Here is a 21,607-nt window from a genome sequence, read left to right on the forward strand (position 1 = left end):
CACGTATCCTGTTTGCGCTGCGGCATGCGTCGTGTGCAGTCTTTCTCGCTTTGGCCGGGATTATCCCGACTCAAGGAAGCGAAACCAGAGGTCCTTTATGTCCGATTTTCAGCTCGTTACCCGCTTTCAGCCCGCCGGCGACCAGCCCGTGGCCATTCGCCAGATGATCGAAGGCATTGAGGCCGGTCTGTCGCACCAGACCCTGCTCGGGGTAACCGGTTCGGGCAAGACGTTCAGCATTGCCAACGTGATTGCCCATGTCAATCGACCGACGCTGGTGCTGGCGCCGAACAAAACCCTGGCCGCGCAGTTGTACGGCGAGTTCAAGTCGTTCTTCCCGAACAACGCGGTGGAATACTTCGTCTCGTACTACGACTACTACCAGCCGGAAGCCTACGTGCCCTCCTCCGATACCTTTATCGAGAAAGACGCGTCGATCAACGACCACATCGAACAGATGCGACTGTCGGCGACCAAGGCGTTGCTGGAGCGCAAGGACGCGATCATCGTGACTACCGTGTCGTGCATTTATGGTTTGGGCAGTCCGGAAACCTATCTGAAGATGGTGCTGCACATCGACCGTGGCGACAAACTCGACCAGCGCGAGCTGTTGCGCCGTCTGGCCGACCTGCAATACACCCGCAATGACATGGATTTTGCCCGCGCCACCTTCCGCGTGCGCGGCGATGTGATTGATATCTACCCGGCCGAATCGGACCTTGAAGCGATCCGCATCGAACTGTTCGATGACGAGGTCGAAAGCATCAGCGCCTTTGACCCGCTGACCGGCGAAGTGATCCGCAAAATGCCGCGCTTCACCTTCTATCCGAAGAGCCACTATGTGACCCCGCGCGAAACCTTGCTCGAGGCCGTCGAAGGGATCAAGGCAGAACTCAAGGAACGCCTCGACTACCTGCGCACCCACGACAAACTGGTTGAGGCGCAGCGTCTGGAACAGCGCACCCGCTTCGATCTGGAAATGATCATGGAGCTGGGTTATTGCAATGGCATCGAAAACTACTCGCGCTACCTCTCGGGCCGTGAGTCGGGAGCCCCGCCGCCAACGCTGTTTGATTACCTGCCTGCTGACGCGCTGCTGGTAATCGACGAATCCCACGTCAGCGTGCCGCAAGTCGGGGCCATGTACAAAGGCGACCGCTCGCGTAAAGAAACCCTGGTGGAATATGGCTTCCGTCTGCCTTCGGCGCTGGACAACCGGCCGATGCGCTTTGACGAGTGGGAGCGCATCAGCCCGCAAACGATCTTCGTCTCGGCGACTCCGGGCAATTACGAAGCCGAGCACGCGGGCCAGGTGATTGAGCAGGTAGTACGGCCAACCGGTCTGGTTGATCCGCAAATCGAGATTCGCCCGGCGCTGACCCAGGTCGACGATCTGCTCTCCGAAATCAACAAACGCGTGGCAATTGAAGAACGGGTGCTGGTGACTACGCTGACCAAGCGCATGTCCGAAGACTTGACCGACTACCTGGCCGATCACGGCGTGCGCGTGCGTTACCTGCACTCGGACATCGACACCGTGGAGCGGGTCGAGATCATTCGCGATTTGCGCCTGGGGGTGTTTGATGTGCTGGTGGGCATCAACTTGCTGCGTGAAGGCCTGGACATGCCAGAAGTGTCGCTGGTGGCGATTCTGGACGCCGACAAAGAAGGCTTCCTGCGCTCCGAACGCTCCTTGATCCAGACCATTGGCCGCGCCGCTCGTAACCTCAATGGCCAGGCGATTCTGTACGCCGACCGCATCACCGGGTCGATGGAACGGGCCATTGGTGAAACCGAACGCCGTCGCGAAAAACAGATCGCGTTCAACGCAGCCAACGGCATCACCCCTAAAGGCGTATTCAAAGACGTCGCCGACATCATGGAAGGCGCGGTGGTACCGGGTTCGCGCAGCAAGAAGCGCAAAGGCATGGCCAAGGCCGCCGAAGAAAACGCCAAGTACGAAAACGAATTGCGCTCGCCGAGCGAGATCAGCAAACGCATTCGCCAACTGGAAGAAAAAATGTACGCCCTGGCCCGCGACCTGGAATTCGAAGCCGCCGCACAAATGCGCGACGAAATCGGCAAACTCCGGGAGCGGTTGTTGCAGGTTTAATGATCTAAATCGCACCTTTAACTGTAGGAGCGAGCTTGCCTCGCGATCTTTTAAATAATCAAAAGATCGCAAGACAAACTCGCTCCCACAAACCAATAATGATTTTCATTTCCAAAAACACATATATAAATAGCCGCACTTCAAAGATTCAACACCCATTTTATTAATCTGAAAGTCCCCTCCCTGACTAACAATCAAAACTTGCTGTTAGTTGTATTTTGGCTATAAACAACTTTCAAAGTATTAACACCGGACGTTAATCAGTTTGCCAGGGTGGGCACTATGTCTATGGATCGTCGCTCCTTTCTTGTATCGCTGGCCTTGATACCGCCTGCCTTGTATTGGTCGAGTGCACTGTTGGCCGCAGGGTCTGCTTCAGATGCGTTTCGCGAGGTGAGCCGGATCATTACCGGCGCCGATAACCTGACCCCCGGTGCCGCCGCACGGATCGAGGCCTTGCTGACTGAGCGTCATGCAGGATTTGCCGCACACCTCGCCGCATTGCACAAAACCCTGGCGGCAAGCACCAGCCGCGAAGCGGGTCTGTCGGCCCTCAGCGGTGCGGATCTGGATACAGCACTGATCATCGCCAAGCCCTGGTATTTGGGCTATGTCGGCACGCCGTCAGGGCGAATTCTTGAAGATGACGCCGCCTTCGCCACGTTTCTTGAAATGCAGGCGTATGCCAAGACCGGCGGCATTATCCCTGCGCAGAGCTACCCACCCGGCCCGGCAGGCTGGTGGCGAGACACGCCACGCGGGGTCGATGCTTCTGATCTGCCGGAAGGCGCCACCACCTGGGCTTATCAGCCACTGAAGCATTACACCATCGCCGCCCCTGATCCGGCCTGGCACGCCTATGCAGAAGGCCGGTTCGATTCAATCGAAGCTGCCCGCGCGGCACTGGGCCAGGAGGCAAGGAAATGAGCGATTACGATGCAGACGTGATTGTCGTGGGCTCAGGTTCACTGGGCTCCATGGTGGCGCTGGAACTGGCCCGTGCCGGGAAAAAAGTCATCGTGCTGGAAGCCGGGCCTGAAACCACGGACTGGAAAGTCACCGACAACTTTCGTAACTCGGCGCGGCAAAACAATTTCAACGCGCTGTTCCCGGATGTGCCCTACGCCCCCAACAGCTTCAGCCCCGGCTATATCAGCCCGCACCTTGAAGGGATCGAGGTGTTCCCCGGCACCCTGCGTTCAGTGGGCGGCACCTCACGGCACTGGACGGCGGCCACATGGCGCCTGCTCCCCGAAGACATGACCTTGAAGTCCAGCTTCGGCCTCGCCGTGGACTGGCCCATCACCTATGCCGAGCTTGAGCCGTTCTATTGCGACGCCGAGTACGAAATCGGGGTCAACGGCATCGCCGATTACGACGAGTCCGGCCAAGGGTTGGGGTATACCTACCCGCCCCGCTCCCGGCCTTTTCCACTGCCGCCCGAAGCCAAGCCCTACGCCATTCAGCGCTTGCAGCAACAAATTGCAACCAAGGGTTATCGCATCGACGTCGCCCCTTCGTCACGCATCAGCAAACCCTATGACGGCCGCCCCGCGTGCATTGGCAACAACATGTGCAACTGGAACTGCCCGATCGGCGCCAAGCACTCGGGGTATCACGTCGTTGAAAAGATCCGCAAGTTGGGCGTCGACCTGCGCAGCAACGCCATCGTGCACAAGATCGAAACCGGCGCGGACGGCCAGGTGACCGCCCTCCACTACCTGACGCCAAACCGTTCTGCCACGCGGCTCACGGCCAAAGTTTATGTGCTGGCCGGCCATGGCTTTGAAACCCCCAAGCTGATGCTGATGAACAACCTCGGGGCGCGTTCGGGCATGGTCGGGCGCAACCTGATGGTTCACCCCACCATCGACATGACCCTGCTTTCGTCGGAGCCGTTGTGGGCCGGACGCGGGCAGAACATTCACGGCGCGATCATGCAGCGGCGCAATCAGCCAGACCGCACGCGTATTCCTTCGACGCGCTATGACTTGCTGAACAACCCGCCCACTGTCGGCATTGCCGAAACCGCCCTGTCGGAGCGCAAGATCGGCGCCGCGCTGGATGACGAAATCCACGATCGTTCAGCCCGTATTTTCACCTTTGAAGCCCTGACCGAAGATTTGCCCGACAAGGCCAACGGGATATCCCTGAACCCCGGCTTCAAGGATTCGCTCGGTTTACCGGGATTACGTCTGGACTACCGAATCTCGGACTACACCAACGCCAACCTGCCCCGGCTGATGGACGACTTTGCCAACTTCCTGCAAGCCACCAACGGTAAGCGGATCAGTGCACCCACACAATGGATTTGCCAGCAACACATCATGGGCACGGTACGCATGGGCACCCAGGCCGAGGATGCTGTGGTGGACCGGGATCTGCGCTGTTTTGATCACCAGAACCTGTTTCTGGTGACCACCGGAGTCATGCCCACGGCGGGCGGTGTTAACCCCACCCTGACCGGGATGGCGCTGGCCATCCGCGCTGGCAAACATATCGCCAAGGAGGTGTGACATGCGTAAAGCCCTGATAGCCGTCACCCTCGCCCTCGGCACACAGTGGGCCAGTGCTCAGTCAAACGATGCCAGCACGGTTGAGCGTGGCAAATACATCGCCACGGCAGCCGATTGCGCGGGCTGCCATGGCGAAAATCTGGCGGGCGGCGCTGCAATTGCCAGCCCCCTGGGGCCTATTTATGCCTCCAACATCACCCCGGACACACGCACCGGCATCGGCGGCTGGAGCGAAGAACAGTTGCGCGACGCCCTGCGCAAAGGCCGCGCCCCCGGCAAAGGCTGGCTGTATCCGGCAATGCCGTACACGTCATACACCGGCATCAGCGATGCCGATGTGTCAGCGCTCTACGCCTATTTGCAGAGCGTGCCTGCGGTCAACCATGAAGTGCGCGCAACCGACTTGGGCTTTCCATTCATGCGGCCGGCCATGATTATCTGGAGCGCGCTGTACCTGAAGGAAGGACACGCGGCAGGCGAGAAACCTGCGCAAGGTGAGTCGGCAGAACGCGGGCGCTATCTGGTCGAGGCCCTCGGGCATTGCAGTGCGTGTCACACACCACGCGGGGTACTCATGGCGGAGTTGCCGGAGCAGCATCTGGGCGGCGCGTTTGTCGGCGGCTGGCAAGCCCCCAACCTCACTAACGACCCGTCCGGGCTGGGTAGCTGGAGCGATGAGGAACTCAATCAGTTTCTGCAAAAAGGCCATAACTCGGGGGCGGTCGCAGGGGGTGATATGGGCCTGGCTGTGAGTCGTAGCCTGAGCCATCTGGGCGACAGCGACATTGCCGACATCATTGCCTATTTGCGCCAAGTGCCACCGGTCATGACTCAAAGCTTGCCTGCTGCGCCCTCACGTCCGGCACGCGTCGACCCTGACACGGTCGAGGGGCCGATTACCGGCTGGCGTAACCTGGCCAACAACGCCACCACCGATGGTGCCGTGTTGTATCAATCGGCGTGTGCCAGTTGTCACGGGGTCGACGGCACTGGCACCGCAGGCCCGGATCTAGGCCGGTTACGCGACTTGCGCTCGGCCCATCCCAATAACCTGGTGCAAGTCATCGCCGGGGGCATCAACCTCAAAATAGATGGCAGGCACATCCTCATGCCCGGTTTCCGCGACCAAATGAACAACGAGCAAATCGCCGCGCTGGCGCGCTATGTGCGTTCGACATTTGGGCAAGTGCCAGGGTCCGGGCCGGATGAACAGGAGGTGGCCAGCATTCTGTCGGATAAAACACCGGTGAGCTGGCTGATCAACTACGCCCCGGCGCTGGCCTGGGGCGCGATTGTCGTGCTGGTGCTGCTGGTGGGCTGGGTGTTTGCGCGGCGTAAAGCTTAGGTCTGTTCTTAGAAGCCCTGCGATTGCGGGGCTTCGAGGATCAAAAGATCGCGAGGCAAGCTCGCTCCTACGGTTTGATGGCGTTCGCGGGTCGCGAGATTGGCCGCAACTGTGTAAGGATGTTGCTTTGTTTTTGCCGCTTGTCCTTCAAGGAAGACCATGACCTCCATGCCTAAAGCGCCTCCGGTTCCGGGGCGTCTCGAACAACTTTCGACGCGAATTGCCTTTTTTATTGCCGGCTTCGGCATCGCTGCCTGGGCACCGCTGGTGCCTTACGCCAAGGCGCGGGCCGGGCTGGATGACGCGACGTTGGGGCTGTTGCTGCTGTCGCTGGGCGTCGGTTCGATTCTGGCCATGCCGATTGCCGGGGTGCTGGCCACCCGCTTTGGTTGCCGTAGGGTACTGACCGCCGGGACCCTGCTGATCTGCCTGAGTCTGCCGCTGCTGGCGACGGTCAGTTCCATCCCGTTGCTGATCGCCGCGCTGTTTGTTTTTGGCGCGGGGCTGGGTACCGTCGACTCCACCGTCAACTTGCAGGCGGTGATTGTTGAACGCGCCAGCGGGCGCAACATGATGTCGGGCTTTCATGGCCTGTTCAGTGTCGGCGGGATCGTCGGCGCTGCCGGGGTTAGCGGCCTGCTGGCCGTCGGTCTGACGCCTTTGTGGGCCATGGCCGTGGTCATCGTGCTGATCCTCGCGGCGCTGTTCAAGGCCGCTCCACACCTGTTGCCCTATGGCAGCGAGAGCAGCGGCCCGGCGTTTGCCATCCCCCATGGCGTGGTGCTGTTTATCGGCCTGTTGTGCTTTACCGTGTTTTTGGCTGAAGGCGCGATGCTCGACTGGAGCGCGGTATTCCTGACCTCTGAAAAACACATCAACGAAGTGTATGCCGGGCTCGGTTATGCCGCGTTTGCCCTGACCATGACGGCAGGCCGCTTGCTCGGCGATACCATCGTCAGCCGCCTGGGCGCACGTCGGGTCATTGTTCTGGGCGGGCTATGTGCTGCCGCCGGGCTGGCGTTGGCAACTGTGGCGCCGGACTGGGAAGTGTCGCTGTTGGGCTACGCGCTGGTGGGTGCCGGCTGCTCGAATATCGTGCCGGTGCTGTACACCGCGGTGGGCAAGCAGACCGTGATGCCTGAGAGCATCGCCGTGCCGGCCATTACTACGCTGGGTTATGCGGGGATTTTGGTTGGGCCTGCGGCCATTGGCTTTATCGCCCATGCCAGCAGTTTGAACATCGCCTTCGGCCTGATCGCCGTGATGCTGGTAGGCGTGGCCATCAGCGGGCGCATCTTGAAGGTCTGATTCACTCTGTAGGAGCGAGCTTGCCTCGCGATCTTTTAAACCCTCAAAAGACCGCGAGACAAGCCGTGCTGCTTTAGAACCCTACGCTGGCCTGCACGAAGAACGTGCGCGGCTCACCCACGTAGATGCCCGAGTTGTTGTCGCTGGAACGGGTGTAGTACTCCTGGTTGAACAGGTTTTTGATGCCCGCGCCCACTTTCAGGTTCGAGGCTTCAGGGCCAAAGTCGTAACCGACACGGGTGCTCCAGGTGGCGTAACCCGGAATATCACCGTATTGGCCGTCCGGGGTCGGGTCGGTGATGTAAACCCCGCCAGTGCCAGGTGCATGCTGTTGCGACTGGGCAAACATGTCGAGGTTGTAGCTCCAGCGGTTGACCACATAACGGGCGCCCAAGTTAAGCACTTGGCGCGAGTACAACGGCAGGTCACGGCCTTTGAAGTTGGCGATGTCACCCTCGGAGGTGGCTTTGGTGTAGGTGAAACCGGCGTTCACCGACAGGCCGTCAAGGGCCGGATTAAGCGTCGACATGTCGTAATGAACCGACGTTTCGATACCCTGGTGCTTGGTTGCGCCGAGGTTGGTCCAGCCCACGTCGTTGCTCACGTATTGCAGTTCGTCAGCAAAGTCGATGTAGAACAGCGTAACTTCCCCGCCCCACACGCCATTGTCATAACGGGTACCGATTTCATAGGTCTTGGCCTTCTCAGGCTTCAGGCCCGCGGCGGTCTGGTCGCCCTGGCCGCCCTGACCCAACTGGAAGTACTGCAAGCTGCCAAACGAGGTTTCGTAGTTGGCGAACAGTTTCCAGGCATCGGATAGGTGGTACATCACGCTCAAGGCCGGCAAGGCTTCGTTGCTGTCGATGCTGCGGTTTTTTTCCGGAACCGGCACGCCTTTGTTGTCCAGTACAGCGTGGTCATGCCAGTTGGTGCTGATGCGCTCGAAGCGAATGCCCGGGGTGATGGTCCACTTGCCGACATCGATCTTGTCATCGATATAGAACGAGTTGGCTTCGGTCCCGCCGGTACGGTCCTGATAAACATGGCCGTCAGCCCCCGGACGGGCCACAGGCACGTTATTGACCAGTTGCAGCTGGCTGGCTTCTTCCTGCATGGCTTCTTTCAGGTAGCGATAGCCAATGCCCACTTCCTGAGTAACCTCACCCAGGGTGAAGACGTGCGACACCCGTGGCTCGATGCCGAAGGTGTGGTAGCTACGCGGGTATGACGCCAGGGTTTGCAGGTTGCGCGCGGCAATGTTGCTGCCACGGAAGCTGTCGGTGTAGTAGGTCAGGACTTCAAACTGGGTCTGGTCATCAATCTGCCGCAGGTATTTGAAGGACACGTCCTTGCGGCGCCCGGTGAAGTTGTCCCAGTCGCGTACGGACTGGTACGGGTCAGCGTCAAACTGCTTCTGCGTCAGGCCGCCGGGCATGTCGGCGGTGGCATCGTAGTAGTGGAAGTTAAGGCTGAAATCGTCCTGATCGGTCGGCGCCCAATGGGTTTTCAGCAACACGTCGTCGATGTCGTTGTTGTTATTGCTCGCTCGGTAGCCATCACCTTTGACACCGGAATAGAGCAATGCAGCACCGATACCGTTGTCGGCCGTGCCGCCCAGAAAGGCCGATTCCAGGTGCTTCCAGCCGCCACGCTCGGAGGTTTCCAGAGTGGTGCCAACTTCGCCCTGAAAGGTTTCCGGGATGGCGCGGGTCACAAAGTTGATCACGCCGCCCACGTTCTGTGGTCCATAGCGCACCGAACCGGCACCGCGTACCACGTCAATGCTGTCGAGGTTGCCCGAGGAAATCGGCGCCATCGACAGTTGCGGCTGGCCATAGGGGGCAAACGCTGCGGGAACGCCGTCAATCAATACGGTCGAACGGGGCGACAGGCGCGAGGTCAAGCCACGCACGCCGACGTTGAGGGAGATATCGCTGCCACCGGTGCCGTTGGATTCCTGCACCTGCACACCGGGAATGGTCTTGAGCACGTCGCCGACGGTCATTGCGCCCTGCTCAACCATTGCCTCGCGGCGCACCACCGTCCGCGCACCGGGGTGGTTCTGCACCACTTGGGCGTTGGCATCACCCAGCCAGTTACCCACCACTTTCACGTCAACCGGCCCCAGTTCCAGCGGGCCGGAAGCGTCGGAGGCGCTCACGGTGGCCGCCGGGGTCAGAGTCACGGCGTCGCCATCAAGCTGGTAGTTCAAGCCACTGCCTTGCAGTAGTTCACGCAACGCTTGCTCGGGTGACAGGGTGCCGTTGACCGCAGGCGCCTGCTTGCCAGCCACCAGTTGCGGACTGAAAAACACCTGCAACGAGGTTTGCTGCGCCAACTGGCTCAACGCGGCACCCAGCGGCTGGGCCTGGATATGGATGGCGCTGGCAACGGCTTCGCCGGCAAACGCAGCGGGCATCGCCGCACTGACCGCGAGGGCCAGCGCCAGTGGCAACAAGCGCGATCGTGCGCTGGACGATGGAGCGTTCAAAGATGATTTAAGCGAGGAAAACCGCACACAAGGATGGTTGTTTTTCACGTCGAGTCTTGCCCAGTTGATCGCATTTGATTGCGCTTGTTAATGCAAACCAGTTGCAGTTGATCAAGAAGACGAAGAACTCGAAAAAAACCTGAATCCGATCTGAAATTATTTTGCCGAGATGATTTCCTGGCTGCCATCGTCACGGGTTTTGATCGCCACCGGCAGGATGCGCGGCAAGGCGCTGAGCAAGGCGTCGGTGTCATTGGTTTTGAACACGCTGGTCAGACGCAACTGCCCCAGCGCTGGCGTACTGACGTGCAGCGGCGTGTCCCGATAGCGCGACACTTCGGCGGCAACCTCAGCCAGGCTGGCGTTATTGAACACCAGTTGCCCCTTGCGCCAGGCCGTCAGTGCTTCGGTATTCACCGGCTGTACGGCCGCCACCTGCCCTTGGGCATTGACCACCGTGCCCAGACCCGCCGTCAGGTTAACCCGCGATCCGGGTTCGTTACCCTGCACCCGCACAGTGCCCGACTCCACGGCGACTTGCGCCTGGCCGTCCTCGTGGCGCACATCAAAACGGGTGCCGGTGACGGTCACCTGGCCAGGGCCTGCGAGCACCACAAAAGGCCGATCCGTGTCGTGGGCCACGTTGAACATCGCCTCGCCCTGCTTGAGCACCACCGTGCGTTGCTGGCGCTCAAAACTGACCAGCAACTGGCTACGGCTGTTGAGTTCGATGGCCGAACCGTCCGGCAAGGTTACGGTGCGGCGCTCGCCTGCCGTGGTGGCAAAGCTGCCCTGGTAATTGCCCATAGACTGCAACTGCGTCCACACCAATGCGCCGCCCGCCATTGCCAGCACGCTGGCGGCCAGACCAAAACCCAGTACAGAACGGCGTTTGATCGGCTTGACCGGCACCTCGCAGAGGGCCTGCAGGCGCTCCTTGGGCAGCAAATCTGCTGCCGACCAGAGGTTGACCAGCCATTGGTATTCCGTTTCATGGCTCGGATGGCGGGCACGCCAGGCCTCGAATTCAGCCTGCTCTGCTGCATTCAAGGCCTGCGCCTGCTCACGGGCAAACCAGGTTGCGGCAGCGTCACGCACACTGGCGATGTCGAGGGTAGCGTCACGCGTATCCATCATTGAGCCTCCACCCGTTCACGCAGATGTCGCAGGGTGCGGATCATATATTTTTCCACCATGTTCTTGGACAGTCCCAGGCGCTCGGCGATCTCGGCTTGAGTCAGGCCTTCGATCTTCTGCCAGACAAACACCTTCCTGCAGTTCAGCGGGAGCTCTTGCAGGGCTTTTTCAACAGACTCAGCCAACTGGATAGCACGCATGTACTGCTCCGGGTCGCCCGCCTCGGACGAACTTGGGGGAACGGCTGCCTGCTCCTTGGCGTCACGTAACTCTTCACGGCGAAAACCATCGACAGCGATATTACGCGCCATTTGATGCAAATAGGCACGCGGCTGCTCGACGGCCTCCGAAGTGGATTCGAGCACGCGTACAAAAGTGTCATGGGCCAAGTCTTGCGCCTGCTGGCGATTACGCAAGCGACGTGTCCAGGTACCGATCAACTCTTCGTAATGTTCAAAAAAGCCCGCTCGGCGGGGCACTTTGTGAGTCATCGCACTGGACTGAATAGGTGGGGCGTGAATAGTAATGCTTCCTATTAATCCCAGCAATCATTGCGCTGATGGAAGGTTTCTGCATCACACCTCTGCCAACGCACGCAAACGCCGCTCGACCTGATGGCCACGGGCAAAGCCGAACCAGCGGGCCGTGAGCACGCCGACCAGGCCCATCACCCCACAGAACAGCACGCACACCCACGGACTCCACGGCATCAGGGCAATCAGCAACAACGGCGTGATACTGGCCCAAAGCGCGTAAGCGATGTTGTAGGTAAAGGAAATGCCCGACACGCGAATCTCTGCCGGGAACAAACCGACCATCACTGATGGCACCACGCCAACAATCCCGCAGGTCAAACCAGCCAAGGCGTAAGCCAGCCCCGGCAAGCCCCATTGCCCGACCAGGCTGGCGTAGAGCACGCCAATCCCCAGCGGCAACAGCACGCTGTACAGCACGATGCTGCGCCAGACGCCGATCCGGTCAACGACCAGACCCGCCAACACACAGCCAATGTTCAAAAACACGATGCCTACGCTGCTCAAGGCAAACGTGTGGCTGGCGGTCATGCCAAATTGCTGTTGCATCACGGTGGGAGTAATGACGACAAACACCACCACGGCGCTGGTCAGTACGCAGGTCAGCAACGCGGCGGGCAGCAATGACGGGCGAAAATCCCGCAATACCGTGCGCAAAGGCAGCTCTACCCTGCCCTCACGGCGCTCTCGCAAGGCCAGAAAAACCGGGGTTTCGCTCAGCCAGCGACGCAGCCACACACCGATCACGCCAAACACGCCGCCCAGCAAAAACGGAAAGCGCCAGGCGTAATCAAGGATTTCGGCCGGGGTAAACAGTTGCGCCAGCAAGGTCGCCGTCAGGGCGCCGATCAAATAACCGAAGGTCAGACCGGCCTGTAAAAAGCCCAAGGCATAGCCGCGACGCCCGGCAGGCGCGTGTTCGGCAACAAATACCCAAGCACTGGGCACCTCACCACCAACTGCGGCGCCCTGAAAAATCCGCAGCGCCAGCAGCAAGAGCGGCGCGAAATAGCCAATATCGGCATACGTCGGCATGATCCCGATCAGCAGACACGGCAGGGCCATCATCAGGATGCTCAGGCTGAACACCCGTTTGCGCCCCAGATGATCGGCAAAATGCGCCATCAAGATGCCACCCAACGGGCGGGCCAGATAGCCGGTCACAAAAATCCCGAAACTTTGCAGCAAGCGCAGCCATTCCGGCATATCGGGCGGGAAAAACAGCTGGCTGAGGGTCAGGGCGAAGAACACGAAAATGATGAAATCATAGATTTCCAGCGCCCCACCCAGGGCCGCCAGCCCCAGAGTTCTATAGTCGGAGCGCGAAAAACGCGTCGTGACAGCTTGAGTATCGGCAGACATAAATACGCTCAAAGTGAACTGGACACGCCTATGCTGGCGCTTGATTCGAGGGCCGAGCATAACAAATCCCTGAGCAGCCACGCAGATACGAACGCTGCAACTCGTCTTGCAGAATGCTGTTGGAACTGACGCCCCGTCTACGACGCCGCGCTGTCGCGCAGCAAACAGGACAGCGAGTATCTTCAGCATTCCCCAATCGGTTCCCTCTCCTTCGGGAGAGGCGTGGTGAGGGGGCTCTTAGATCAAGTCAAAAGATCGCGAGGCGAGCTCGCTCCTACACGTGGAGGGGTAGTAAAAAGACCCTATCGCGAGACAAGCTCGTACTTCGGATTCGGGATGCGCCTCAAATCCTTGGCCCGAGCCTGTCTCGCGATAGGGTCTCGATTTATCAGCCCTGCCAGCCTCCGCCCAGCGCGCCATACAGGTCGACCAGCGACAGTGAAACTTGGGCGGTGCTGTCGACCAGCGCCGCTTGGTTGGCCAGCAGTGCGTTTTGCACGGTCAGCACGTTAAGAAAGTCCACGGTGCCTTGTGTGTACTGTTGGTGCACGCTGTCCAGTGCCCGCTGGTTGTGCGCGACCGCCTGCAGCAGGCTGTCTCGGCGGCGCTGGTTGGCCTGGTACGCCACCAGCGCGTCGTCTACTTCGTGCCAGGCACGCAGCACGGTTTTCTGAAAGCCAATACCGGCTTCTTGCTGGCGGCCTTCTTGTAATTGCAGCGCGCCTTTCAGGCGTCCACCCTCGAACAAGGGCACGCTCAGCCCCGGGCCAAAGGCAAAGCTGCGCGAACCCCAACTGCCCAGGTCCGACAGTTGCAACGCCTGAAACCCCACACTCCCGGACAAGGTAATGCGCGGGTAAAAGTCCGCCTCGGCGACGCCAATCGCGGCCGTGGCTGCATGCAGTTGGGCCTGCGCGCGGCGAATGTCCGGACGTCGTTCTGCCAGTTCGCTGGGCAAGCCGATCGGTACGGTCGCGGTATAGGACGGTACGTTGGCTGGCGTGCTCAATTGCGCCTGCAAGGCTCTCGGTTCGCGTGCCAGCAACAGGCTCAGGGCGTTGATCAATTGCGCGCTGTGCTGTTGCAACGGTGCCAGACGCGCCTGGATTTCTGCGACTTGGGCGGCCGCTTCAGAGACTTCCAGATCCGTCGCCACGCCTTCCTTGAGTTGCAACCGGGTCAGTTCCAGACTGCGTTGGGCGATGTGCAGGTTCTGCTCGACCACCGCCAGCCCTTGCTGGGTGCTGCGCAGTTCAATGTAATCCTGGGCGGTCTGCACGATCACCAGCAGTTGCACGGCATGGCGGTCTTCTTCAGCCATTTGCACCGACGCATCTGCTACCTCCACCGAGCGCTTCACGCGCCCCCACAGGTCGGCTTCCCAACTGATGCCGAGCCCGCCGTTCCACAGGTTAAACGCCTGCTTGCCCGCTTTACCCGACGGGTCATTCAAGCCGCGCTGGCTGTTGCGACTGCGGCTGTAGCCCGCCGAACCGTCTACCGCCGGCAGCGTGTCGGCGGCGACCTGACGGCGCATGGCCCGGCTTTGCTCAAGACGGCTGGCGGCCATTTGCAGGTCGAAGTTGCGCGTCTGGGCTTCACGTACCAACGCCGATAACTGCGCGTCGCCAAAACTGTCCCACCAGCGCATGTCCACCGGCGACTCAACCGTCCCGCTGTGCCCGGACTGGCTTGGCGTGTTCGCCCAATGCGCGGCCAACGGTGTCTCGGGCGTCCTGAAATCAGGGCCCATTACGCAACCGCCAAGGCTCAGCAGGCTGAAACAGGTGACGGCGCAGGTCATTATTTTGCTGTTCATCGTGCGCTGACCTGCTGCCCGGAGGTGCTAGCGGTGTCGACGGATGCATCCACCGACATGCCCAGACGCAGTTGCTGGATCAACGGCTGGTCTGAGTCCAAGGTGATTTTGACCGGGATGCGCTGAACCACCTTGGTGAAGTTGCCGGTAGCGTTATCCGGCGCGATGGCCGAGAACGTCACCCCCGTGGCCGGGGCAATACTGTCGACGGTGCCGTGCAGTTGCTCGCCGGGGAAGGTATCGACCGTAACCATCACCCGCTGCCCCGGGCTCATGTGCGTCAGTTGATGCTCAAGAAAGTTCGCCACCACGTAGGCCTTGGCCACCGGCACAACGGCGAGCAAGGTGTCGCCCGGTTTGACGTATGCACCTTTGCGCACGCTGCGGCGCCCGACCACGCCGTCAAATGGCGCCACCAACTGGGTGTACGACAACTCCAGTTCTGCCCGAGCCTGCAACGCTTGTGCATGCTGCACCGAAGCCTCGGCGGCGGTGTGTTGCGCGGCCAGCACTCTTGTTTGCTGGCGGGCGGCTTCCAGTGCCGCGCGGTGTTGCGCCAATTGTGCTCGGGCTGTCTGTGAACGGTTCTTCGCCTGCTGCGAGTTTTGCAGAGTGCCTGCACCCTGCCCGGCCAAGTGCTCATAGCGTTGTAATTCGTGCTCGGCGAACTCCACCTGGGCGAGGTCGGCATCGACCGTGGCCTTGGCCTCTTCGATCAGCGAACGCTGGCGCTCAAGCATCGCCTGAGCATTCATCTGCTGGGCCTGGGCTGTAGCCACCATGGCCTGGGCGGCCATAACACTGGCTTGGTAATCCTGCGCATCGATGCGCGCCAGCAACTGCCCGGCTTTGACCGGCTGGTTATCTTCCACCAGCACTTCATCAATAAAGCCCGCGACTTTCGGCGCGATCAGGGTGAAGTCGGCACTCACATAAGCATCATTGGTACTTTGCTCCGGGCCGTTGGCAAACACCACGCGCCACAACCCGTACAGCACCGCCAGCGCCAGTACCCCTGCACCAGCCATCAGCAAAGGCTTGCGCCCGTTTGTCGTACTCATTTAACTGCTCCCGCCACTGTGCCCGGCGGATAAATCCGCGTCGGGCCAAAAGGAATAATGACAACCAATAAAATCGCGACACCGGCCATGCACAGGTACAAATCCGACGAGGTCAGTACCATCGCCTGCTGGTGCACCCGGTGCGCCAGATCGACACCGGCAGACACCAGCGGCGAGTTGCCCAGGCGATCGACCAGGCTCATCGAGTGGAAGTGCTCACGATTCACCGTCAGCACTTGCAACACGCTGCCCGCCGCCACCGCCGAGAAGCCTTTAACGGTGTTGAACCAGGCCGAAGCGAATGGTCCGTCAGCCGGATTGAGGCCACCCGTGGCCAGCATCAGCAAAGGGATCACCGCCATCGGCTGAGCGATGATTTGAATCGCCTGCAAGGCGTAAAAGTTCTCGCGGCTCCACACCGAGGTCACCTGCGAACCCAGCGCACAGGCCAACGCCAGCAAGCCCAGACCGATGGCCAGCACCCAGCGGCAATCAACCCGGCGCAGGTTGCACAGGGCGACCACCAGCGGCAGCGCAATCAACTGCGGCAAGGCCACCATCAGCATCACCGGCGCGGTTTCCAGCGGGCGATAGCCCTGAATCTCCGCCAGGTAGCTGGACGGGATCTTGATCACCGCCAACAGCACAAACAGCACCCCGGCCAGGGTCAACAAGGCGCTGGAGAGGTTGCGGTTCTTCAGTAACTGCAATTTGAAGAACGGCAGCGGGTGCGACCATTCGTTGATGAAAAACAGCACCAGCAAGGCCAGCCCGCCGACGATAAAGATCCGGATCATTTCGGACTCGAACCAGTTCAGTCGCTGGCCCAGCTCAAGGCCCAGCACCAGCATGATCAAACCGGGCAAGCCGAGCAGCAGCCCGCGCCAGTCAAACTGCTTGAAACGCTCCAGGCGCAGCGGGTCTTGCGGCAAACCCCAGGCCACACAAGCCATGGCCAGTAAGCTGAGGGGAATGACTTGCCAGAATGCCCACTGCCAACCGGCGTATTCCACCCACCAGGCCGACAACGGCGTACCAAAGCTGGGGCCAAAGGTGGCGGTCAACGCATAACTGCCCAACCCGTACAGGCGGATGTGCGGCGGCAAAAAACGCAACGCCACCGACATCAACATGGGCGGCAACGCGCCCCCGGCAAACCCTTGCAAGGTCCGCAGCAACATCAACACAGAAACGTTGGGGGCGAAGGGGCACAAGATGCCCAGCAGCAAAAACGCGCCGATCGCACACAAGGTGAAACGACGCAGCGAGAACGTTGCCGCACACCACGGGGCAAAGGCCATGGCGCTGATCGACGTGGCCGAATACACCGCCAGCAACCAGGTGCTTTCGTCATAACCGATGCCCATGGCGCCGCGTATGTCCGGCATCGCCACTTTGGTCACGTTCTCGTTAAAACCCGAGACCAACACCGCCAGCAGTACCCCCACCAGCCCGGTAAAAATTCGCAGGCCAAACGCGGCACTGGCCGGTGGCGCTGCAACGGGCGGCGCGACGCTGACCGAGCCTGCGGCCAGCGAGGTCACCGCCAGGCTCCCGGCGCCCAATCACGCCCACACTTAAAACGCCAATACATGGCTAACTCCGTCTTCTAACTAGATGACAAAAAGTTTAACCAAGCGGCAATGCTATAAAAATTGATAAATAGCTAACTGTGGAGTGCGTCAGACGCAATCCACAATCAGGCAGTGGCGTTATCGCAGAAGGTTTTGAGGGTGCGGCGCAACCAGCGATGGGCGTGGTCATTGTCCAGGCGCGGGTGCCAGGCCTGGCTGATTTCGACAGGTTGCAGGGTGATGGGCAATTCAAACTGGCGCAGCTTCAAGCCCATGGGTTCAAGGGTTTTAACTAGCATCTTCGGCATGAGCGGCAAGATCAGGTCGGAAGCTGCGAGGGCAAAGATCGCTGAATAAAAAGTCGGCGTGGTAAAGGACACGCGCCGTTCAAGGCCCATCTCGGCCAGCATCGAATCGATCGGCCCACGAGGAACACCTCGGCGGGACACACTGATGTGGTCAAACTCGGTAAAGCGTTGCACGGTGAGCGGCTGGTCAAAAATGGGGTGACCTTCCCGGGCCAGCCCCACAAACGGACAAGTAAACAGGCGCTGGACCTTGATGTCCGCAGAAAACTTGTTGGTGGCGCAGATGGTCAGGTCGATACGCCCCTCGTTCAGCGCCTGATCATCGGTAAACCCCTCGGGCACAACCCGCAAGGTCGCCTTGGGCATTTCTTGGGCCATGCGCTGACGCAACGCTTCGCCGTACACACCGAAAAACACATCGTTGGAGCGAATGCTGAACGTGCGCTCCAGCGTGCGCAAATCACTGTCCTGGCTTTGGGTGAACACCCCGTGCGCCAGCTCCACCACGCCGCGGACCTGCTCGCGCAGTTCCAGGGCTCTGGGGGTTGGCACCAGCCCGCGCCCGGAACGCACCAGAATCGGGTCATTCAACACTTCGCGGATACGCGTCAGGGTGCGGCTCATGGCCGGAGCACTGAGGTTCATGCGCCGGGCAGCGCCCGCCACAGAGCCCTCTTCGAGCAAGATATTGAGGGCAACCAGCAGATTCAAGTCAGGTATTTGCATGGCCGCAAGGTTAGCGTTTAAGGCCCGCAGAGGCCAGATGCATCAAACAGCATCGCCCATTAGAGAAGGCAAACGGCGCACCATTATTGCGCAGAAGGTAAAACTGTATCCCAGCTCCTTAGCTAGCTAACTAAACCCCGGACAGGTAAATTGCCCGCCGTCAGGTTGATGCCTGACGCTCTCTTTGGTTGAGAATCTTGGCCATTACCGGATCCCCATGAGGGTAATGGCCCTTTTTTCTCACTGCTTGACGCCATGTCTTTCTCCCCCCAAACACGCCTTTAAAGATCGCTGCCTCATACGTGGGCCGCGACTACAAACCGGCTCATCATCAGGTCTATGATGCTCACTCGTTTAACCCACTGACAGGAACCCTGGCATGAATCTCAATCTGCGTGGAAAACTTGTGGTCATTACCGGCGGCAGCAAGGGCATCGGCCTGGCCTGCGCTCGCGCATTCGGCCAGGAACAGGCCCGTGTGGTGATCGTGTCGCGAACGCTTGAGAACATCGAAGCTGCGCTCACAACCCTGGAGCAGGACGGGATCAAGGCAAGCGGTTTTGCCGCTCACCTGTCGGTCTACGAAAATGCAGTGCAGGTGATCGCCGATATCGAAGCGCAGCATGGCCCTGTCGACATCCTGATCAACAGCGCCGGAGCGGCCAAACGATATGACCCGCAAGACCTCGACGGCCAGGCGCTGCGCGCGGGCATGGAGGACAAATACTATCCGGTGATCAATAGCCAGCAAGCCGTACTGGTGGGCATGCGCGCCCGCGGTCAGGGCGTGATCGTCAATATCATCGGCTCGGGCGGCAAGGTGCCGACCAGCACTCACCTGTCCGGCGGGGCTGCCAACGCCGCATTGATGCTGGCCACCGTAGGCGCCGCCGAACACTACGCGGCGCAGGGCATCCGGATCAATGCAATCAACCCCGGCTATACCCTCACGGGCCGGGTCGAACAATCGGTGGCCGTGGAAGCCAAGCGCTTGAGTATTTCCCCCGAAGAAGCGTTGGCGCGTGGCGTGGCCAGCGTGCCGCTGGGGCGTTACGGAAAACCTGAGGAAGTGGCCGACGCGGCGCTGTTTCTCGCCAGCGACCGGGCCAGTTACATCGTCGGCGCGATCCTGCCGGTGAACGGCGGGCGCAATCCGGTTATCTGAACCTCTGCACCAAACGCAATGCGGCCTGCTGGCAGGCCGCATTCATTCGCCGCGGTTACTTGGTTTTGGCGATCCATGAATTGAAGCGCTGTTCCAGTTCTTCGCCATGGTTGACCCAGAACTCGTTATTGATCGGCATGGCCTGAGACAGGTTATCCGGCGCGGTATTGAGCCGTGCTGCTAAGGCCGGGTCCAACAACGCTGCGGTGTTCAGGTTGACCGAGCCGTAGCCCAACTCTTTGGTATGGATCTTCTGGTTTTCCGGCTTGAGGGTGAAGGCAATAAAGTCTTCAGCCACGTCCTTGTTTTTGCTGCCAGTCGGGATCGCCCACGAGTCGATGGCGTAGATGCTGCCATTCCAGACCACCTTGAGGTTGGCCCCGGATTGTTGAGCGGCGAATACCCGGCCATTAAAGGCGGTAGTCATGACCACGTCACCGCTGGCCAGAAACTGCATCGGTTGCGCACCGGCTTCCCACCACTGGATATCGGACTTGATCTCATCAAGCTTGCGGAATGCGCGATCCACGCCTTCCTTGGTCGACAGCTGTTTATAGATGTCGGCGTACGGTACGCCGTCGGCCATCAACGCTACTTCAAGTGAGTACTTGGCACCTTTGCGCAGGCTGCGCTTGCCAGGAAATTTGCGGGTGTCCCAAAAATCGGCCCAGCCGGTCGGCGCGCTGCTGACTTTGTCACCGTTGTAGGCCATGGCCATCGACCACACCAGCACACCGGCACCACACTCGGACAGCGTACCGGGCACGTAGTCCGCCGGGTTGCCCAGCTTGCTCTGGTCGAGGGGTTCAAACAGGCCTTCTTCACAACCGCGAATCAGCTCCGGCGCTTCGACCTGCACGACGTCCCAGTTGACACTCTTGGTGTCGACCATGGCTTTGATCCGGCCCATCTCGCCGTTGTACTCGCCTGCGATTACTTTGTTGCCGCTGGCGCTGGCGAAGGGTTTGTAGAACGCGTCGGTCTGCACGTCCTTGCTGGCACCACCAAACGAAATCACGGTAATTTCGTTAGCCATCGCATTGGCCGAAATAGCCGCGATAAGCAAGGCTCCGATTGCTGTCTTTTTCATATCTACCTCTAGGATTAATTGTTATGGCAGAGTTGAATCACGCTTGGCAGCGCTCACTGAGCGAGCGCCCAGCTTCGCACATCTGGCTCTGGGGCCAGTCGAGTGTTGAGTCAGGCCGGTGACGACCTGACCGCTGCTGTCCCTCAGCTTTGGTAATCTCCTTCATCTTTGGAAATCAAACGCAGCACAGACGACCAGGCCAGTTGATGCAGGTTATGCTCAATCTCGTCATCGGACTGTTGAGCGGTCAACTCACACACGGCCTCGGAGGGGAACCGCAACGTCGCCCCGCCCGCCTGCGCTTGAACCTGGGCCTGACAGGCACGCTCCAGGAAGTAAATCTGATTGAACGCCTCGGCAATCGAGCGGCCGGTGGCGAGCAAACCGTGGTTACGCAAAATCATCACCATGTGCGGACCCAGGTCGCGCACCAGGCGCTGGCGCTCATCCGGGTTGAGAGCGATGCCCTCGTAGTCGTGGTAACCCAGACGCCGATAGAACTTCAGCGCGTGCTGGCTGATCGGCAACAAGCCGTCTTCTTGCGCGGACACCGCGATGCCTGCCGAGGTGTGGGTATGCACGATGCAACTGATGTCATGCCGTGCAGCATGAATCGCTGAATGGATGTTGAAACCCGCACGGTTGACGCTGTCAGGGCCGTGATGGGCATCGACGGTATTGCCGTCGTAGTCGATCTTGACCAGATCGGACGCGCGCATTTCATGGAACAACACCCCGTAGCGGTTGATCAAGAAGTGCCCTTCCTCACCAGGCACCCGAGCCGAAATGTGCGTGTCGATCAGATCGGTCATTCGAAAATGCGCCACCAGCCGGTACAGTGCTGCCAGGTCGCAACGGGTTTTCCACTCGTCATCGGAAATCAGGCTGCGGTCGAATTGAAAAGGCGTGTCGTGCATCGCGGGTCCTTGTTCGATTGAGGTGGCAATGGCATAAGCTTGCCCCCGCACGCCAGCGGCGACCATGCACAGAAAACCTGCTGCTGGCGCATTACTGTTATGGTCTTTTTACCGGTACACACACCGCAGCCCTTCGAGCCTG

The 21,607-nt window shown here is 60.0% G+C and carries 17 protein-coding genes; 6 read left to right on the forward strand and 11 right to left on the reverse strand.

The genetic code is table 11. From position 1 onward, the window contains the following. Window positions 1-97: 97 nt before the first annotated feature. From uvrB to ACJJU9_RS14390, 4 genes are all read left to right on the forward strand, one after another. The gene (gene uvrB / locus ACJJU9_RS14375; RefSeq protein WP_048387442.1) at window positions 98-2,113 is read left to right on the forward strand and encodes an excinuclease ABC subunit UvrB; all 2,016 of its coding nucleotides are present in this window, start codon (window positions 98-100) and stop codon (window positions 2,111-2,113) included. 282 nt (window positions 2,114-2,395) lie between these two features. Next, window positions 2,396-3,040 (forward strand): sugar dehydrogenase complex small subunit, encoded by a 645-nt coding sequence (locus ACJJU9_RS14380; protein WP_407728816.1) that lies wholly within the window; start codon window positions 2,396-2,398, stop codon window positions 3,038-3,040. Continuing rightward, window positions 3,037-4,629: a GMC family oxidoreductase gene (locus ACJJU9_RS14385; protein ID WP_407728817.1), complete on the forward strand. Its 1,593-nt coding sequence runs from the start codon at window positions 3,037-3,039 to the stop codon at window positions 4,627-4,629. The genes ACJJU9_RS14380 and ACJJU9_RS14385 overlap by 4 nt, the downstream gene beginning before the upstream one ends. 1 nt (window position 4,630) lies before the next feature. After that, window positions 4,631-5,974: a c-type cytochrome gene (locus ACJJU9_RS14390; RefSeq protein ID WP_407728818.1), complete on the forward strand. Its 1,344-nt coding sequence runs from the start codon at window positions 4,631-4,633 to the stop codon at window positions 5,972-5,974. 8 nt (window positions 5,975-5,982) lie between these two features. Here ACJJU9_RS14390 and ACJJU9_RS14395 read toward each other — a convergent pair whose 3' ends face one another. Further along, window positions 5,983-6,144, reverse strand: coding sequence for a hypothetical protein (locus ACJJU9_RS14395; RefSeq protein WP_157384274.1), 162 nt, complete (start codon window positions 6,142-6,144; stop codon window positions 5,983-5,985). On the opposite strand from ACJJU9_RS14395, the gene ACJJU9_RS14400 reads away from it, so the two are divergent. After that, complete coding sequence (locus ACJJU9_RS14400; RefSeq protein ID WP_407728819.1) at window positions 6,134-7,282, forward strand: MFS transporter; 1,149 nt, start codon at window positions 6,134-6,136, stop codon at window positions 7,280-7,282. The two genes, ACJJU9_RS14395 and ACJJU9_RS14400, sit on opposite strands and share 11 nt — an antisense overlap. 73 nt (window positions 7,283-7,355) lie before the next feature. On the opposite strand, the gene ACJJU9_RS14405 is transcribed toward ACJJU9_RS14400, so the two are convergent. From ACJJU9_RS14405 to ACJJU9_RS14440, 8 genes are all read right to left on the reverse strand, one after another. Further along, window positions 7,356-9,701 (reverse strand): TonB-dependent siderophore receptor, encoded by a 2,346-nt coding sequence (locus ACJJU9_RS14405; protein WP_407730997.1) that lies wholly within the window; start codon window positions 9,699-9,701, stop codon window positions 7,356-7,358. 228 nt (window positions 9,702-9,929) lie between these two features. Next, a complete protein-coding gene (locus ACJJU9_RS14410) occupies window positions 9,930-10,907 on the reverse strand; it encodes a FecR family protein (protein WP_407730998.1) in 978 nt (325 codons plus the stop codon). After that, entirely contained in the window at window positions 10,907-11,401 is a 495-nt protein-coding gene (locus ACJJU9_RS14415; RefSeq protein ID WP_153332362.1) for a sigma-70 family RNA polymerase sigma factor, read from the reverse strand. The genes ACJJU9_RS14410 and ACJJU9_RS14415 overlap by 1 nt, the downstream gene beginning before the upstream one ends. Window positions 11,402-11,485: 84 nt before the next feature. Continuing rightward, a complete protein-coding gene (locus ACJJU9_RS14420; RefSeq protein WP_407728820.1) occupies window positions 11,486-12,805 on the reverse strand; it encodes an MFS transporter in 1,320 nt (439 codons plus the stop codon). A 388-nt stretch (window positions 12,806-13,193) separates the two neighbouring features. Beyond that, window positions 13,194-14,624, reverse strand: a complete 1,431-nt coding sequence (locus tag ACJJU9_RS14425; protein ID WP_407728821.1) for an efflux transporter outer membrane subunit — start codon at window positions 14,622-14,624, stop codon at window positions 13,194-13,196. Beyond that, window positions 14,621-15,685, reverse strand: a complete 1,065-nt coding sequence (locus tag ACJJU9_RS14430) for an HlyD family secretion protein (RefSeq protein ID WP_048387426.1) — start codon at window positions 15,683-15,685, stop codon at window positions 14,621-14,623. The genes ACJJU9_RS14425 and ACJJU9_RS14430 overlap by 4 nt, the downstream gene beginning before the upstream one ends. Continuing rightward, on the reverse strand, window positions 15,682-17,229 hold the full coding sequence (locus ACJJU9_RS14435; RefSeq protein ID WP_407728822.1) for an MFS transporter: 1,548 nt from the start codon (window positions 17,227-17,229) through the stop codon (window positions 15,682-15,684). The genes ACJJU9_RS14430 and ACJJU9_RS14435 overlap by 4 nt, the downstream gene beginning before the upstream one ends. A 155-nt stretch (window positions 17,230-17,384) precedes the next feature. Continuing rightward, window positions 17,385-18,293, reverse strand: a complete 909-nt coding sequence (locus ACJJU9_RS14440) for a LysR family transcriptional regulator (RefSeq protein ID WP_407728823.1) — start codon at window positions 18,291-18,293, stop codon at window positions 17,385-17,387. Between the two features lie 379 nt (window positions 18,294-18,672). On the opposite strand from ACJJU9_RS14440, the gene ACJJU9_RS14445 reads away from it, so the two are divergent. Continuing rightward, complete coding sequence (locus ACJJU9_RS14445) at window positions 18,673-19,458, forward strand: SDR family NAD(P)-dependent oxidoreductase (RefSeq protein ID WP_407728824.1); 786 nt, start codon at window positions 18,673-18,675, stop codon at window positions 19,456-19,458. A 55-nt stretch (window positions 19,459-19,513) separates the two neighbouring features. On the opposite strand, the gene ACJJU9_RS14450 is transcribed toward ACJJU9_RS14445, so the two are convergent. Both ACJJU9_RS14450 and ACJJU9_RS14455 read right to left on the reverse strand, forming a co-directional pair. Continuing rightward, window positions 19,514-20,548 (reverse strand): ABC transporter substrate-binding protein, encoded by a 1,035-nt coding sequence (locus ACJJU9_RS14450; RefSeq protein WP_407728825.1) that lies wholly within the window; start codon window positions 20,546-20,548, stop codon window positions 19,514-19,516. Window positions 20,549-20,691: 143 nt separating this feature from the next. Then, on the reverse strand, window positions 20,692-21,465 hold the full coding sequence (locus ACJJU9_RS14455; RefSeq protein WP_048387562.1) for a class II aldolase/adducin family protein: 774 nt from the start codon (window positions 21,463-21,465) through the stop codon (window positions 20,692-20,694). Window positions 21,466-21,607 lie beyond the last annotated feature (142 nt).

The sequence above is a fragment of the Pseudomonas helleri genome, from assembly GCF_045830615.1.
Taxonomy (GTDB): Bacteria; Pseudomonadota; Gammaproteobacteria; order Pseudomonadales; family Pseudomonadaceae; genus Aquipseudomonas; species Aquipseudomonas helleri.

What these genes read in the sequence shown, in the direction of transcription:
- ACJJU9_RS14405 (WP_407730997.1), bottom strand. Translation starts at nt 9,701, where the DNA reads ATGCCCGCTGCGTTTGCCGGCGAAGCCGTTGCCAGCGCCATCCATATC.
- uvrB (WP_048387442.1), top strand. Translation starts at nt 98, where the DNA reads ATGTCCGATTTTCAGCTCGTTACCCGCTTTCAGCCCGCCGGCGACCAG.
- ACJJU9_RS14390 (WP_407728818.1), top strand. Translation starts at nt 4,631, where the DNA reads ATGCGTAAAGCCCTGATAGCCGTCACCCTCGCCCTCGGCACACAGTGG.
- ACJJU9_RS14400 (WP_407728819.1), top strand. Translation starts at nt 6,134, where the DNA reads ATGACCTCCATGCCTAAAGCGCCTCCGGTTCCGGGGCGTCTCGAACAA.
- ACJJU9_RS14450 (WP_407728825.1), bottom strand. Translation starts at nt 20,548, where the DNA reads ATGAAAAAGACAGCAATCGGAGCCTTGCTTATCGCGGCTATTTCGGCC.
- ACJJU9_RS14395 (WP_157384274.1), bottom strand. Translation starts at nt 6,144, where the DNA reads ATGGAGGTCATGGTCTTCCTTGAAGGACAAGCGGCAAAAACAAAGCAA.
- ACJJU9_RS14445 (WP_407728824.1), top strand. Translation starts at nt 18,673, where the DNA reads ATGAATCTCAATCTGCGTGGAAAACTTGTGGTCATTACCGGCGGCAGC.
- ACJJU9_RS14380 (WP_407728816.1), top strand. Translation starts at nt 2,396, where the DNA reads ATGTCTATGGATCGTCGCTCCTTTCTTGTATCGCTGGCCTTGATACCG.
- ACJJU9_RS14425 (WP_407728821.1), bottom strand. Translation starts at nt 14,624, where the DNA reads ATGAACAGCAAAATAATGACCTGCGCCGTCACCTGTTTCAGCCTGCTG.
- ACJJU9_RS14410 (WP_407730998.1), bottom strand. Translation starts at nt 10,907, where the DNA reads ATGGATACGCGTGACGCTACCCTCGACATCGCCAGTGTGCGTGACGCT.
- ACJJU9_RS14385 (WP_407728817.1), top strand. Translation starts at nt 3,037, where the DNA reads ATGAGCGATTACGATGCAGACGTGATTGTCGTGGGCTCAGGTTCACTG.
- ACJJU9_RS14440 (WP_407728823.1), bottom strand. Translation starts at nt 18,293, where the DNA reads ATGCAAATACCTGACTTGAATCTGCTGGTTGCCCTCAATATCTTGCTC.
- ACJJU9_RS14455 (WP_048387562.1), bottom strand. Translation starts at nt 21,465, where the DNA reads ATGCACGACACGCCTTTTCAATTCGACCGCAGCCTGATTTCCGATGAC.
- ACJJU9_RS14430 (WP_048387426.1), bottom strand. Translation starts at nt 15,685, where the DNA reads ATGAGTACGACAAACGGGCGCAAGCCTTTGCTGATGGCTGGTGCAGGG.
- ACJJU9_RS14415 (WP_153332362.1), bottom strand. Translation starts at nt 11,401, where the DNA reads ATGACTCACAAAGTGCCCCGCCGAGCGGGCTTTTTTGAACATTACGAA.
- ACJJU9_RS14420 (WP_407728820.1), bottom strand. Translation starts at nt 12,805, where the DNA reads ATGTCTGCCGATACTCAAGCTGTCACGACGCGTTTTTCGCGCTCCGAC.